The organism is Qipengyuania vulgaris, from assembly GCF_009827325.1.
Lineage (GTDB): Bacteria > Pseudomonadota > Alphaproteobacteria > Sphingomonadales > Sphingomonadaceae > Qipengyuania > Qipengyuania vulgaris.
The window spans coordinates 642445-656048 of sequence record NZ_WTYC01000001.1 but is presented as its reverse complement, the minus strand read 5'-3'; the positions used below and the strand labels follow the sequence as shown (position 1 = coordinate 656048).

Sequence of the window (13604 nt, the reverse complement as noted above, 5' to 3'; positions counted from 1 at the left end):
CAGTTTGGATAACGGGTTCCACATACCCCCGCTTATCGTGAGGGACTATCGGCAACGGACGGTCGACAACCGTAAACGAAGAGGTTTACCGATCGATCCATTCGTTCGGCAATTTCAGGGGTGTAGCCAGCTTCAGTTATGCCCAGCGCCGCACGACGAAACGGTGAAAGGATCACCGCCGAAACGAATTGCTCAGCGGCAAAATCGGGATCTGACACGGCAATCTCGCCTTTTTCGTTCGCTCTCTGCAACACTCTGACCACCAGTTTTGTGGTGCGGATGAACCCGAACTCATAGACTTTATTTGCAAGTGCGGGGAACCGCGTGGCCTCCCCCAGCACGACGCGCTCCATAGCGACATGCACATCGGAAAGCATCCACGAAAGTAGCTTTTCGGCTAAGACCACAAGATCGAGAGTGATATTGCCAAGGTCCGGTATGTCCTGTTCGAGAGCGTTCAACCGATCGTGGATTTCCGTCAAGATCACAGTCTCGAACAGTGCCGATTTGCCCGTGTACCGAGAATACAGGGTTCGTTTTGATATCGCCGCTTTCTCGGCAATGTGATCGGTTGTTGTTCTGACGAATCCTTCATCCAGGAAGGCTTGACGAGCGGTCCGAAGTATCTTTCTCGACAGAACCCTCGAAGCTTGGCGGGTAGGCCTACCCATTCAACTTGATTCCATCACCTGGCACGCACTTCTCTCCGCCAACATGTTTCGCCCGTCTCGCCATTGCCGCCATCTTAAAGAAGACAGAGGCGTTAGCCAACAGTTTCGCAAGTGGTCTGAGCCCCTAAATTTCCTCCAATGATAGGTAGAGTCCGGCCCTGACAAGGAGACGGACTGACGTGCTCCCCTGAAATGTGACCGGCTTTTGGTAGAGTCCGACGCGAAGGAGTCGGACGAAAATGAAACGAAGCAGGTTCAGCGAAGAGCAGATCATCGCGGTATTGAAGGAGCAGGAGGCTGGGATGCCGACGGCGGAGGTGTGCCGCCGCCACGGGATCAGTTCAGCCACGTTCTACAAGTGGAAGTCGAAGTTCGGCGGGCTGGAGGTCTCCGATGCCCGGCGGCTGCGGACGCTCGAGCAGGAGAACAGCCGGCTGAAGAAGCTGCTGGCCGAGGCGATGCTCGACAACGTGGTGCTGAAGGATCTGGCATCAAAAAAATGGTAACGCCCGGCGCGAAGCGGGAAGCCGTCGCCCATGCCCGTGAGCAGCACGGGCTGAGCGAGCGTCGGGCGTGCAGTCTGGTTGGTGTGAGCCGCAGGGTGATCCGTTACGAGCCGACAAGGCCGGATGACGGAGCACTGCGGCAACGGTTGCGCGAGCTGGCAGCGGAGCGTCGCCGGTTCGGCTACCGCCGTCTGGGCTACCTGCTGGCGCGGGAAGGCATGAGGCCCAACCACAAGAAGTTGCTGCGCATCTACCGCGAGGAAGGGCTACGGGTGCGCCGCCGTGGCGGCCGGAAACGGGCACTGGGCACGCGCAGGCCAATGGTGTTGCCAGATGGTCCGAACCAGCGGTGGTCGTTCGACTTTGTATCCGACAGCCTGATCTGTGGTCGCCGCTTCCGCATCCTGTGCGTGGTCGATGACTTCTCGCGAGAATGCCTGGCGCTGGTGGCCGACACGTCGCTGTCAGGCGCGCGGGTCGCCCGGGAACTGACCAGCCTGATCGGGATGCGCGGCAAGCCACACACGGTGGTCAGCGACAATGGCACCGAACTGACCTCATCGGCCATCCTGCGCTGGTCACAGGAGCGGCGGGTCGAGTGGCACTACATCGCGCCGGGCAAGCCGATGCAGAACGGCTTCGTGGAAAGCTTCAATGGCCGTCTGCGCGACGAATGCCGCAACGAGACGCTGTTCACCTCGCTGGCGCACGCCCGGTTCGTGCTCGCTGCATGGCGGCACGACTACAACACGGTCAGGCCACACTCGAAACTGGGCGGGAAGACCCCCGCCGAGATCGCCGGCGAACGTGTCTGGGGGCATGCCACCAGACACGTTGCCATCCCATCAAACATCAATCATGAAGGCGCGAGACTCTACCTCTGAATGGTAACAATCAGGGGAGCACGTCACTCAGACCAGTTACATTGGCTGAGAAGAGAGGGTCAAAAAAGAGGGTCCGACACAACGAAGCGCCGAACCCTCTTGCAATTAGCGAGTAAGTTTAAAACTTGCCGCGCACGGTGATGCCGTAAGTCCGCGGTTCCGCAAGAAAAGCGGAGAACGTTTGTTGCGGAGCCACGAAAGGCGTGTTGAAGGCCACCTGCGTATATCCAACGTCAAACAAGTTATTGACCCAGCCCTCGATCGCGAAGCGATCCGCAATATTGGTCAGACCCACACGCCCGTTCACTACGACGAAGCTGTCCTGTTCCTTGCCGAAGAGCAGGTCGGAGCCGGTGTTGTAATCACCAGCCATACGAGCGTTCACGAAGACCAGGCCTTCGAGCCCACTGTCGCCGATTGGCGGCGTCCACGTAAGCGACGATGTTGCCACGATCTCTGGTGCATTCGACAGGTTGTCGCCTGGCAGCAAGCGTAGTGCGGGGTCGAGCGGTGCCCCGGTATCGTCCCCGATAAGATTGTCTTCAAAGCTCGCATCAGAATAGGTGACGCCAAGGGTAATATCCAAATCACGAGCGGGCCGTAGATAGGTTTCGATCTCGACCCCTTGAGCGATCACACCTGGTGCAACTTCATCGGAAGAGCATGCACCGGTTGTCGCGCTTGCGTCTCTGTCGGCCCCGCCGAGATCGCTATCGCAACTATTGACCGTCTGTACGATGTAGAACGCCCCATTGAACGTGTTCAACTGGAAGTTACTGAACTCTTGCCGGAAGCCTGCAATGCTAACCCCGAACTCGCGTGTCGAGTATTTGAGGCCGATCTCATATGCATCGACTGTTTCTTCATCGAACTGCAGCGCGGCTGCCGAGATATTGGCCGGATCGAACGCAAGCGGATTTGACAGTGCAGACCTGTCGAGGTTGAAACCGCCCGCCTTGTAGCCGCGTGAATACGAACCGTAGACTAGCAGATCGGGAGTTGGCTTCCAGCTCAGGATAGCCGTGCCGGTAAACTCCTCTTCTTCGCGCGAGTCTTCGAGAGAAACTCCATCGAGCTCCGATGTCGAATTGCCTTGGCAGGAAAGGCTGATGATACCACCGGCCAGAGGTGCCAAAGTCGGAACACCCAGAAAGCCTCCGAGCAGATTGCGGTTTGTCGGACAAACCGTGTTGTCGTTGCGGAAAGTTGCGTCGAAGTCCTTGGTTTCGTTTGTATAACGAAGCCCCAGCGTCAAATCGAGCGTATCCGTGATCGCAAAGATATTATGCGTGAAGAACGCGAAGTTCTCACTCGTCTGATTGTAGACCTCGCTGACCGTTCCCAAATCGCTGATGCTTGCAAGGTTGTTGATACCTGCGAGGATCGCCGGGGTTGCAGCGCCGAATGCCGGGCTTCCGGTCAGCGTACCGTCCAATGCCGCCACGTTGGCACCCAGGCAATTGGAAGCCCCCGGATTGACCAAAGCCGGGTTGATCGCGATAGCGATGCGGCACGCTACGAAATTGCCGTACTGGGTGCCGAACCGCAGATTGTCACGCACCTGCAGTTCTTCATTGGCGTAATACGCGCCGATCAACCAGTCCAGTTTACCATCGAAGGCCTCACCGGTAAGGCGCAGTTCCTGAGTGAATGTTTCAAAGTCTCGAGCCAGAGCATTCTCGGTCGGAGCGCGGTAGAGAATATCGACAGTAGTGTAATCGGTGTCAGATCCCTGGCTGTTGGCATATTCACGGTAGCCCGTGATAGACGTCAACGTGACGTTCCCGAAATCCCAATTCATCTCAGCCGAAATACCGTAGTCTTCGGTTTCGCCTTCGTAGCTTCTGCCTGGCGTAGGGTACAGGTCGCGGTTGAATGTATCCTGGGTGAGGGCACGCGGATCCTGCCCAAGCGCAAGCAAAACGGGAACGATCGGATTTTCGGTACTCGTCAGGGCGGCCCCATCCGATGGCCTCGTAAAGGGATCAAATCCGGCGCTGATCCGTGCAAGCGGGGCAAACTCGGGCTGGACGAACGTCGCGGCACAGCACGCTTCGTCCTTTTTGGAATAATCCCCGACAAGGCGAATGGACAGGTCGTCATTGGGTTCGAACAGGAGCTGACCGCGGACCAGATAACGATCGCGATTGTTGATCGTCCCGCCGTTGGTAATATCGTTGTAGAAGCCGTCGCGCTCAAAATACACGCCGTCAACGCGCGCAGCTACTCTGTCGCCAAGCGGAGCGTTTATGCCGCCTTCGACGCGGATCGCATCATAGTTGCCATAAGTGAAGGCTCCATACGCGCTGAAATCGAACTCGGGCGGTGCGGTATAGATATTGATCAGGCCTGCCGACGAGTTCCGCCCGCCCAGAGTACCTTGGGGACCGCGAAGTATCTCGACCCTGTCGATAGGGCCGAGCTCACTCAGGGCGCTTCCCGAACGAGAGCGATAGACTCCATCGACGAAAACCGCGACCGAACTTTCCAGACCAGGGTTGTCGCCGACCGTGCCGATACCGCGAATACGCGCGGAACCGTTAGCTTCGTTGCCGGTGGAAGATACAAGGAGGGACGGCGCAACCTGGTTCAGTTCACGAATGTCGCTGGCGCCCGAATTCTGGAGGGTTTCTCCGGAGACAGCCGACACGGCAACCGGAACATCCGCCAGGACCTGCGATCGCCCTTGCGCGGTAACGATGATTACGTTCTGGTCTTCGACATCGGCCCCTTCGACCAGATCCGCATCGGGTTCGCCACTGTCCTGGGCGAAGACGGCGGTCGGCGTGAAGGCCAGTGCCACTGCCAATGCACCAAGGGCGCAATGGTGGCGTGATGGAATTCTTTTCATGTCTCTCTCCTCTACGAATGTGCCCCATCCTGAGCACTTCACGGTGTCAGGACCCGATGCCGACAGGCGCGATTCATTTCAAGACGTGTGGGTTGGGTTGACAGATTATTCCGCATTTTCGACCAGCATGTGGCAAAAATGCAATGCAGGTCTCTACATGAAGGTCTCTAGTAGCTCGACAGCTTCGCGAAGCGATCCTTGAGGTAGCTCGACGAACCGAAGCTCTGCTCCAGCACGCGGGCGCGCTTGAGGTAGAAGCCGACGTCGTATTCGTCGGTCATGCCGATACCGCCGTGTAGCTGGATCCCCTCGTTCGCCATGGTGTGCATGACACGGTTGGCCTCCGCCTTGGCGATCGTCGCCGCGCGCGCCACACCGAAGCCGCCATCGACGGCTTGCAGCCCTGCCTCGACAGCCGAACGCATCTGCGCAAGATCGGCGAAGAGGTGGGCCATGCGGTGTTGCAGCGCCTGGAAGCTCGCGAGCACCTGGTTGAACTGCACGCGCTGCTTCAGATAGGCGAGCGTATCGTCGAACACCTGCTGCGCCATGCCGAGCATTTCGGCCGCCGTCAGGACACGCGCCCGGTCGAGGACGTCGTCCAGCAGGCTGTCGCCGCCACTGGCCAACTTGTCCGCCGCGGCGCCGTCGAAGGTGACGTCGGCATGGCTGCGCTGGTCGGTGAGCTTGCGCGTGGCTAGCGACACGCCGTCGCCTTTCTCCACGAGATAAAGCCCGTCCTTTGCGGCCACTACGAACAGGTCGGCACCATGCGCCTCGTGGACGAAAGCCTTGGTGCCCGACAGCTTGCCGCCCGATACGCTGGTCTCGATCTTCGACGGATCGTGCTTTGCGCCCTCATCGACCGCTAGCGTCGCAATCGCCTTGCCGCTCGCCAGTTTAGGCAGCCACTTCGCTTTCTGCTCGTCGCTGCCACCCAGCACGATGGCACTCGCGGCTACCGTGTTCATCACCAGCGGGCTGGCGGTCAGCGTCTTGCCGAGTTCCTCGACGACGAGGCCCGCGGACAGGAAGCCGAAGTCCGACCCGCCGTGCTCTTCGGGGATGATGACCCCGGCCCAGCCCATCTGCGCCATCGTCGCATAGGCGTCGCGGTTGAAGGCTTCGGGCTCGCCGCTGGCGCGGACCTTGCGGAATTCGGTGACCGGGCTTTCGTTGACGACCCATTCGCGCGCCATGTCGCGCAGCATTTCCTGTTCTTCGTTGAGAACTGCCATTGTCCTTGCTCCCCTCTCTTACTGGTGGTCGAGCATGCCGAGCACGCGCTTGGCGATGATGTTGTTCTGGATTTCGGTCGAGCCGCCATAGATCGTCGTGGCCTTGCCGAAGAGCCACGCGCGCACGGCCCCGAGCTCGCCGTCCGAAAAGCCGTCGCCTTCCCAGCCGAGGCCCTGCAACCCGCGGATTTCGATCAGCAATTCGCTGCGTTCCTGGCTCAGCTTGGTGCCGAGCTTCTTGAGCACAGAGCTGATTTCGGAGACGCCGCCAGCTGCCTTGCTCTCTTCCATCGCGCGGCGCGCGGTGAGCAGGAAGCTGTTCCAGCGGATTTCGAAATCAGCGATCTTGTCGCGCAGCACCGCATCGGCGAGTTCGCCGTCGGCGCCCGTCGGCTGGTACTTCTTGGCGATATCGCCAAGGCTCTGGCCCATGAGTCGGGCGAGGCTGCCGCCGCCCGAGATGTTGGTGCGCTCGTGCTGCAGAAGGCGCTTGCCGACGGTCCAGCCCTGGCCTTCCTCGCCGACGAGGTTTTCCTTCGGGACCTTCACGTCGGTGAAAAAGGTTTCGCAGAACGGGCTGGTCCCGCTGATCATGGTGATCGGGCGGACTTCGACGCCGGGCGTGTCCATGTCGATCAGCATGAAGCTGATGCCCTTGTGCTTGTCGCTCTTGTCGGTTCGTACAATTGCAAAGCACTTGTCGGCCCATTGGCCGCCGCTGGTCCAGGTCTTCTGGCCGTTGACAAGGTAGTGGTCGCCCTTGTCCTCGGCAAAGGTCTGGAGGTTCGCGAGGTCAGAGCCGGCATTGGGTTCCGAATAGCCCTGGCACCAGCGGATTTCGCCGCGGCAGATCGGCGGAATATGCTCCTGCTTCTGTGCCTCGTTGCCGTATTCGAGCAGCGTCGGGCCGAACATCATGACGCCCATGCCGCCGATCGGGTTGTAGGCACCCGCCTTGGCGAATTCCTGGTCGATGATCTTGGCCTGCGCCTTGGTGAGGCCGCCGCCGCCGTATTCCTTCGGCCAGGTGGGGGTGCCCCAGCCGCGCGCGCCCACGGCTTCGCGCCACTTGGTCTGCGCCGGCGTTTCATTGGTGGGGCCGTCCACGCCGGCCAGCGCGTTCGACTGGCCCTTGAGTTCGGCGGGAAAATTGTCCGCCAGAAACTGCTGCACTTCCGCGCGGAAGGCGTCTTCGTCGGTCTGGGTTGCGGGCTCGATTTGTGTGGCCATGGGTGTTTTCTCGAAGAATCAAGGAAAGACAGATAAGAATGTAGGCTACGGGGACGAGGATCCCTCCGTCAGTATTGTTGTTCGGGTAGGTGAAGAACCAATCCATCCAGCATCGGCTTCATCGGAATCTGACAGGCAAGGCGACTGTATTCAGTGGTGCCTTCGGCGAACTGCAAGAGGTCGGCCTCCATTCCATCATGCATAAGCCGACCCACCTTGTCGATCCATTCGGGATCGACATGCACATGACAGGTCGCGCAAGCACATACCCCTCCGCAATCGCCATCGATACCCGGCACGTCATTGTATAGCGCCGCTTCCCTGGCTGTCTCGCCTTCTTCTATTTCGACCTCCCGTCGCTCACCATCGCTAGCCACGAACGTAATTTTGATCATCTTGAACTCCGCATTTCGATCTCGAGAGTCAGCGGGCGCGGAGCCGCACCGGCAGCCTGGTGATTCCGCGGACGAGGTTTGAAAAAAGACGCTCTGGTTCACCTGTAACCTCGACCCGGGAAAAGCGCTTGTGAATTTCTTCCCAGATGATCCGCAGCTGCAGTTCCGCGAGCCGGTTTCCCATGCAGCGGTGAATGCCATAGCCGAATGAGAGGTGATGGCGCGGATTTTTGCGGTCGATGATGAACTGGTCCGCGCGCTCGATAGCACTCTCGTCGCGGTTGCCTGACAGGTACCACATCACCACCTTGTCGCCCTTCTTGATCTGTTTGCCGCCGATCTCCCAATCTTCCAGCGCGGTGCGGCGCATATGAGTGAGGGGGGTCTGCCAACGGATGATTTCCGGAACCATTTTGCTAATGAGCGAAGGATCCGCGTCGAGTTTCGCGTACTCGTCCGGGCTTTGGTTCAAGGCGAGCACGCCGCCGCTGATGGAATTGCGTGTTGTGTCGTTTCCACCGACGATCAGCAGCATAAGATTGCCGAGAAACTCGAGGAACGGCATGTCGCGCGTGGCGGGAGAATGAGCCATCATCGAGATGAGGTCGTTCTTCGGCTCCTCGTTTATCCGTTCGTCCCACAGAGTCTTGAAATACATCGCGCAACCGATGAGTTCTTCGCGCCGCGCCTCGTAGGATTCGACGATCCCGGTTTCAGGTGCCGCAGTTGCTACATCGGACCAGCGCGTCAGCTTGCGCCGCTCCTCCCAAGGGAAATCAAACAAGGTTGCCAGCGTCATCGTCGTCAACTCGATCGCAACCTTATCCACCCAGTCGAAATCTTCGCCAATCGGGAGTTCATCGAGAATCTCTCCCGCGCGCTTGCGGATGATCGGCTCGAGCAGTTGCAGGTTGGACGGAGCCACTGCCGGAGTCACCGCCTTGCGCTGCTGATCGTGCTTGGGCGGGTCCATCGCTATGAACATTTCAAGTTCGAGCGCGCCTTCCACCGAATGCATGTCCTGGATTGCAATTCCGCCTAGCTTCGCTTCCGAAGAGAAGACCTTATGATTGGTGTCCACCGCCATGATGTCGTCGAACTTGGTAATGGACCAGTAAGGGCCGACATAGCTCTCGCGGCAGTAGTGGACAGGTTCTTCGGCGCGCAACCTGTCAAAAAATAGACCGATGGTATCGTTCTGAAACAGGCTTGGCCGGGCCACGTCGATTTCCTCGATCGGAATTGACGCGATCCTCGCCGCGGCATCCGGCTCGGCGATCTGGCTGTCCATAAGAACTATTCCTTCTACATCTCAGGCCTGATCGGCCTTCAGTCATCCTTAAGGGAGACATCTCGTGCAGTCAATAAATCGTATACTCTTTTAGTCCCTTGCAGACACCAATCCCATCGGATAGTGTGCCGATCCAACGAAGGTTTGCTAATATCCTTATACTTTTTATTCGAGAGGTGCGGGTGTGCTGATGAGTGGCGGATGTCAGCGGTGAAGAAGGCCAAGCGTGCCCTTTCTCTTGCGCAAAGCATCGTGCGGGACATCGAGGCGGGTCGCCATAACCCGGGTGACAGGCTTCCGCGCGAGGATGAAATGCTCGCGCGTTACGAGGTTGCGCGCGCAACTTTGCGGGAGGCTTTGCGGTTCCTGGAATTGCAAGGGGTCATCCATCTCCAGCTCGGCCGTGGTGGAGGTCCCGTCGTAGCCCGTCCGCAGACCGGCGATTTTGCAAGCAGTTTGTCATTGATTCTGCATTTCATGGAAGCCGATTTGCGTGGTTTGCTTGAATTGCGCGAAGCAATTGCTCCCGATGTCGCAGGGTATGCAGCCCAGCGTGCAACTACCGCTGATCTCAGCGCGTTGGCAGGGTGTCTGGCGGAATTGAGGCATCATGAAGCCTCTGATCAATTCGAGGAACTTAATCGCAGATTTCACGACTTGTTGGGTTGGGCGAGCGGCAATCCGCTGTTCGGTTTGCTGACCTCTGCGATGCATCTGTTGACCCGCGAGTTTTCCCATTCGCTGGGATATTCGGCACAGGAACGGGCGGTGCAGATGAAGTTTCTGGTGCGGGTGCTCGAGGCAGTGCGGACTGGCGACAGCGCCGCGGCCCGTCAAGCAATGAGCCGGTTGGTGGCCGGCTCTGCCGTCTATCTTTCGGAGCGCAGCCCCGAGCTGGTCTCGCAGCGGGTGCGGTGGGGGCAGCTGTAGAATTTTCAATAGTTTGAGTGTGCGTTTAGGCAAGTGGCTGGAGAGGAAGAATGGCGTTGAAGAGCCGAATATGCGAAATGCTGGGGATCCGGTACCCGATCCTGCTTGCCGGGATGGGCGGAGCGAGCGTTCCGGCGCTGGCGGCTGCGGTTTCGAATGCCGGCGGGCTCGGGGTCCTGGGTGCCGCGGCGTGTTCGCCCGATCAGTTGCGTGACTGGATTCGCCAGACCCGGGAATTGACCGACAAACCTTTCGGTGTCGATACGCTGCTCCCCGCGTCGGTCAGGCGCGGCTCTGCCCCTCAAAGCGGTGCTGCACCCCAAAATCCCATGGATCTGATGGGTGAATATCAGCAGTTCGCGCGCGACTTCATGGATCGTGAAGAGCTTCCGGAGGTCGATGCTGCCGCCGCCATGCGGGCGGCGGGCGCGCCTGAAATGGGCAAGGGCGGCCCGCAGTTGTTCTCGAAGGAATTCTTTGAGGCGCAGATGGAAGTGGTGATCGAGGAAAAGGTGCCGGTTTATGCTGCCGGCCTTGGCAATCCTGAACCGTGGATGGATCGGCTCCATGCCAATGGCACCAAGGTCATGGCGGTGATCGGCAAGGTCAAGCACGCCGAACAGGTCGTCGGGTCGGGCATCGACATGATCGTCGCGCAAGGGCACGATGGCGGAGGTCACAACTCGCCGATCGGGACTATTTCCTTGATTCCCCAGGTGGTCGACGCCGTTGGCGATCGTGTTCCTGTCCTTGGGGCCGGCGGTATCTCGGATGGCCGGGGTGTTGCCGCTGCGATGATGCTGGGGGCAGAGGGCGCGTGGGTCGGCACGGCATTTCTCGCGACCGAGGAAGCGGGCATCGAGCGCTTCCAGAAAGAGGCGATCACCGAAAGCGGCGATGCCGATACGGTCGTTAGTCGATCGCTTACCGGCAAACCGGCGCGCATGATCCGTAACAAATGGGCCGACGCCTGGGTGCAGGCCGGAAAGGAGCCTCTGCCGATGCCCTATCAGTCGATGATCTCCGGCCCGGTCATGGCCTCCGGGATCAAGGCAGAGCGCAAGGATGTCATCCCCGGCTTCGCGGGGCAAGGCATCGGCCTGATCGATTCGATCCGGCCTGCCGCCGAAGTGATGCGCGACCTGGTCGATGGAGCCGAGAAGGCGTTGGCGTCCGCTGGTATCTACAAGTGAAGCGCAGGAGGCAAGAAGATGGCTTACGCCAAAGGTCATGAATTGCGCCGCCCCGTAGAGCCTCTCAGAGCGCTGGGGCAATGAGGCAGTTGATTGCCGACAAGGAGGATACGGCGCAGGTGTTCCGTATCGTCAAGGCATTGTCGGGCAATTCCTATTATCGGAATTTCAATCGCTTCATGAAGTCGAGCGATGGGCGGCGTATCGCTTCCGACCGGGCCGACCTACTTGAAACCTTGTGCGATCGCAAACGCCTTGCGACCTGTGCGTCTGGCACGCTTGGCCGAGCCTACCTCGATTTTGTTTACGGGGAGGGTCTGACAGCAGAAGGTCTGGCGGAAGCCAGCGAGGCCGGAGGTCTGGAGGACCTCGGCGACCCCGATGTTTCCCTCTATCGTCGGCGCCTTCGCGATTCGCATGACCTGTTTCATGACGTCGCCGGATACGGCAGGGACGCACTGGGCGAATTGTGCGTGCTGTCCTTCGGAAACGCGCAATTCTATAATCACGGGATCGCTTTCATCTTGGGCGTCGGCATTCCCAAGATGAAACTGGAAGCTGCCCAGTTGCCAGTGGCGCGCGCTGCATTTGAAGCGTGGCGCCGGGGCCGGGCTGCAGCCGATCTGACCACCTTCTACTGGGAAGAAAATCTCGATCGTCCGTTGGAGGATGTCCGCCGCGGGTTGCGACTGCGTCCGCCGGAGACCTATCAGAGGGTGCGCGCTCTTTCCGAACAGCTCGAACGCGATTACCAGGCGGTCAGGCAGGCATGAGCTTAAGCGACAAATCGGCCATCACCGGAGTGGGCGAAACCGCTTTCGTGAAAGGCACCGAGAAAACCGCGGTCGACATGATGCTGGAAGCATCGCGCAAAGCCATAGCAGATGCAGGGCTGAAGCCGTCGGATATCGACGGCATGGTTCCTCCGCCGATCTACACCACCTCGGAAGAGATGGCGGCTAACCTCGGTATCGAAGTTCTGCGCTATGCCTCTACGGTCCACATGGGCGGGGCGAGCCCTACCACGGCACTCCAGAACGCCGCGATGGCAATTGCCAGCGGCTTATGCGACCATGTGCTGGTGACGCTCGGGTGGAACGGTTATTCCGCCTTGCGGCCCAAGCCTGGCGCACCGCCGACGCGGCCGATGAACATGAACACCCTGACGAATACGATCCAAGGCTATTACATTCCGTATGGCGTGTTCCTGCCGGTGCAGATGTATGCCTGGCTCGCCACCCGGCACTCCCGAATTTACGATATCGGCCCGGAAGCGATGGCGGCCGTTGCACTGGCGTGCCGTCGCCATGCGCAGATGAATCCGCAGGCCTTCACTTATGGCCGGGAACTGGATGCCGAAACCTACCATTCCGCGCGCTGGATATCCGAACCCTTTCGCCTCTACGATTGCTGTCTGGAGACTGACGGGGCATGCGCAGTCGTGGTTTCGCGAATGGACCGCGCCAGGGACATGCCGCATGTTCCCGTGAGCATCGCCGGTGCGGCTGAAGGGCATCCTTACCCCGCCGACGATATCCCTTCGCGTCCCGACCCCTTCAAGATCGGCCTGAGCTACGCCGCGCCGCGCGCGTTCGAAATGGCGGGGGTCGATCGCGAAGACATGGATTTTCTGCAGATCTACGACTGCTTCACCTACGTGGTTCTCCTTCAGCTGGAGGCCCTGGGCTATTGCGAACCAGGTGGACAGGCAGAGTTCGTCGCGAATGGCCAGATCGAGCTGGGCGGGCGCTATCCCGTCAACACCCATGGCGGCCTGCTGAGCGAGGCCCATGTTTGGGGACTGAACCATGTCGTCGAGGCGGTGCGTCAGTTGCGCCACGATTGTGGGGAGCGGCAGGTCGAAGGCGCCCAGACCGGCCTGGTGACCGGCTGGGGCGATCTGGGTGACGGCAGTATAGCGATTTTGAGGAGGTTTGCGTGAGCGACGAGAAAGATCTGCCGCCCAAGATGCGCCCCTCGGCGCAGGCCGCACCAGCCAAGCCAAAGCCGCGCCCGCAGGATCCGGTGGAGCAGGAATTCTGGAACCGGTGTCAGGACGGCAACCTTTACTTCCAGCAGTGCGAAGGATGCGGCAGTTTTCGGCATTTGCCGCGCTATATGTGCGCCCGATGCGGTTCTCCTGAATGGTCGTGGGAGCGTAGCACCGGCAATGGCACGCTGTTTTCCTGGACGGTGACCCATCAGGCACTGCATCCCGCCTTCGCCGGCGAGATTCCCTTCATCGCTGCGGTGGTGGAACTGGAGGAGGGAGTGCGCATGGCAACCCGGCTGGTCGATTGCGCGCTCGACGAGCTTGAGCTCGATCTGCCGGTCACGCTGGATTTCGAGCCGATCTCCGAAGATTTTCGCCTGCCAGTATTCCGACCCGTCGCGATCGCGCGCGCAGAAGGATAG

12 protein-coding genes are annotated in these 13604 nt (G+C 59.7%); 6 read left to right on the top strand and 6 right to left on the bottom strand.

The window, feature by feature from the left end; genetic code table 11:
- Window positions 1-32 precede the first annotated feature (32 nt).
- Window positions 33-671 carry a TetR/AcrR family transcriptional regulator gene (locus GRI69_RS03205; RefSeq protein WP_063512598.1) on the bottom strand — a complete coding sequence of 213 codons (639 nt, stop codon included), beginning with the start codon at window positions 669-671 and terminating at the stop codon, window positions 33-35.
- A gap of 239 nt (window positions 672-910) precedes the next feature.
- Here GRI69_RS03205 and GRI69_RS03200 point away from each other — a divergent pair.
- A protein-coding gene (locus GRI69_RS03200; RefSeq protein ID WP_160726833.1) for an IS3 family transposase occupies window positions 911-2061 on the top strand; the annotation gives its coding sequence in 2 pieces (ribosomal slippage) (window positions 911-1163 and window positions 1163-2061; 1152 coding nt in all).
- Between the two features lie 118 nt (window positions 2062-2179).
- Here GRI69_RS03200 and GRI69_RS03195 read toward each other — a convergent pair.
- The 5 genes from GRI69_RS03195 to GRI69_RS03175 form a co-directional block, all read right to left on the bottom strand.
- Window positions 2180-4912 carry a TonB-dependent receptor gene (locus GRI69_RS03195; RefSeq protein ID WP_160726832.1) on the bottom strand — a complete coding sequence of 911 codons (2733 nt, stop codon included), beginning with the start codon at window positions 4910-4912 and terminating at the stop codon, window positions 2180-2182.
- Window positions 4913-5079: 167 nt separating this feature from the next.
- The gene (locus tag GRI69_RS03190; RefSeq protein ID WP_160726831.1) at window positions 5080-6150 is read right to left on the bottom strand and encodes an acyl-CoA dehydrogenase family protein; all 1071 of its coding nucleotides are present in this window, start codon (window positions 6148-6150) and stop codon (window positions 5080-5082) included.
- Window positions 6151-6168: 18 nt separating this feature from the next.
- A complete protein-coding gene (locus GRI69_RS03185) occupies window positions 6169-7380 on the bottom strand; it encodes an acyl-CoA dehydrogenase family protein (protein ID WP_160726830.1) in 1212 nt (403 codons plus the stop codon).
- Window positions 7381-7448: 68 nt separating this feature from the next.
- Window positions 7449-7775 (bottom strand): 2Fe-2S iron-sulfur cluster-binding protein, encoded by a 327-nt coding sequence (locus GRI69_RS03180; protein ID WP_006834191.1) that lies wholly within the window; start codon window positions 7773-7775, stop codon window positions 7449-7451.
- Between the two features lie 28 nt (window positions 7776-7803).
- Window positions 7804-9066, bottom strand: coding sequence for a cytochrome P450 (locus tag GRI69_RS03175; RefSeq protein WP_006834190.1), 1263 nt, complete (start codon window positions 9064-9066; stop codon window positions 7804-7806).
- 123 nt (window positions 9067-9189) lie between these two features.
- Between GRI69_RS03175 and GRI69_RS03170 the strand changes: the two genes are divergently transcribed.
- The 5 genes from GRI69_RS03170 (at window position 9190) to GRI69_RS03150 (ending at window position 13604) form a co-directional block, all read left to right on the top strand.
- Entirely contained in the window at window positions 9190-9996 is an 807-nt protein-coding gene (locus GRI69_RS03170; RefSeq protein ID WP_234036496.1) for a FadR/GntR family transcriptional regulator, read from the top strand.
- A gap of 50 nt (window positions 9997-10046) precedes the next feature.
- Window positions 10047-11189, top strand: a complete 1143-nt coding sequence (locus GRI69_RS03165; RefSeq protein ID WP_006834188.1) for an NAD(P)H-dependent flavin oxidoreductase — start codon at window positions 10047-10049, stop codon at window positions 11187-11189.
- Between the two features lie 80 nt (window positions 11190-11269).
- Window positions 11270-11962: a Coq4 family protein gene (locus tag GRI69_RS03160; RefSeq protein ID WP_160726829.1), complete on the top strand. Its 693-nt coding sequence runs from the start codon at window positions 11270-11272 to the stop codon at window positions 11960-11962.
- Entirely contained in the window at window positions 11959-13131 is a 1173-nt protein-coding gene (locus tag GRI69_RS03155; protein WP_050599565.1) for a thiolase C-terminal domain-containing protein, read from the top strand. The genes GRI69_RS03160 and GRI69_RS03155 overlap by 4 nt, the downstream gene beginning before the upstream one ends.
- Entirely contained in the window at window positions 13128-13604 is a 477-nt protein-coding gene (locus GRI69_RS03150; protein ID WP_006834185.1) for a Zn-ribbon domain-containing OB-fold protein, read from the top strand. The genes GRI69_RS03155 and GRI69_RS03150 overlap by 4 nt, the downstream gene beginning before the upstream one ends.

Bases quoted from the DNA above. Each gene is read 5' to 3' on its own strand.
- GRI69_RS03175 (WP_006834190.1), bottom strand. From the start codon at position 9,066: ATGGACAGCCAGATCGCCGAGCCGGATGCCGCGGCGAGGATCGCGTCA.
- GRI69_RS03185 (WP_160726830.1), bottom strand. From the start codon at position 7,380: ATGGCCACACAAATCGAGCCCGCAACCCAGACCGACGAAGACGCCTTC.
- GRI69_RS03160 (WP_160726829.1), top strand. From the start codon at position 11,270: ATGAGGCAGTTGATTGCCGACAAGGAGGATACGGCGCAGGTGTTCCGT.
- GRI69_RS03180 (WP_006834191.1), bottom strand. From the start codon at position 7,775: ATGATCAAAATTACGTTCGTGGCTAGCGATGGTGAGCGACGGGAGGTC.
- GRI69_RS03190 (WP_160726831.1), bottom strand. From the start codon at position 6,150: ATGGCAGTTCTCAACGAAGAACAGGAAATGCTGCGCGACATGGCGCGC.
- GRI69_RS03165 (WP_006834188.1), top strand. From the start codon at position 10,047: ATGGCGTTGAAGAGCCGAATATGCGAAATGCTGGGGATCCGGTACCCG.
- GRI69_RS03195 (WP_160726832.1), bottom strand. From the start codon at position 4,912: ATGAAAAGAATTCCATCACGCCACCATTGCGCCCTTGGTGCATTGGCA.
- GRI69_RS03205 (WP_063512598.1), bottom strand. From the start codon at position 671: ATGGGTAGGCCTACCCGCCAAGCTTCGAGGGTTCTGTCGAGAAAGATA.
- GRI69_RS03155 (WP_050599565.1), top strand. From the start codon at position 11,959: ATGAGCTTAAGCGACAAATCGGCCATCACCGGAGTGGGCGAAACCGCT.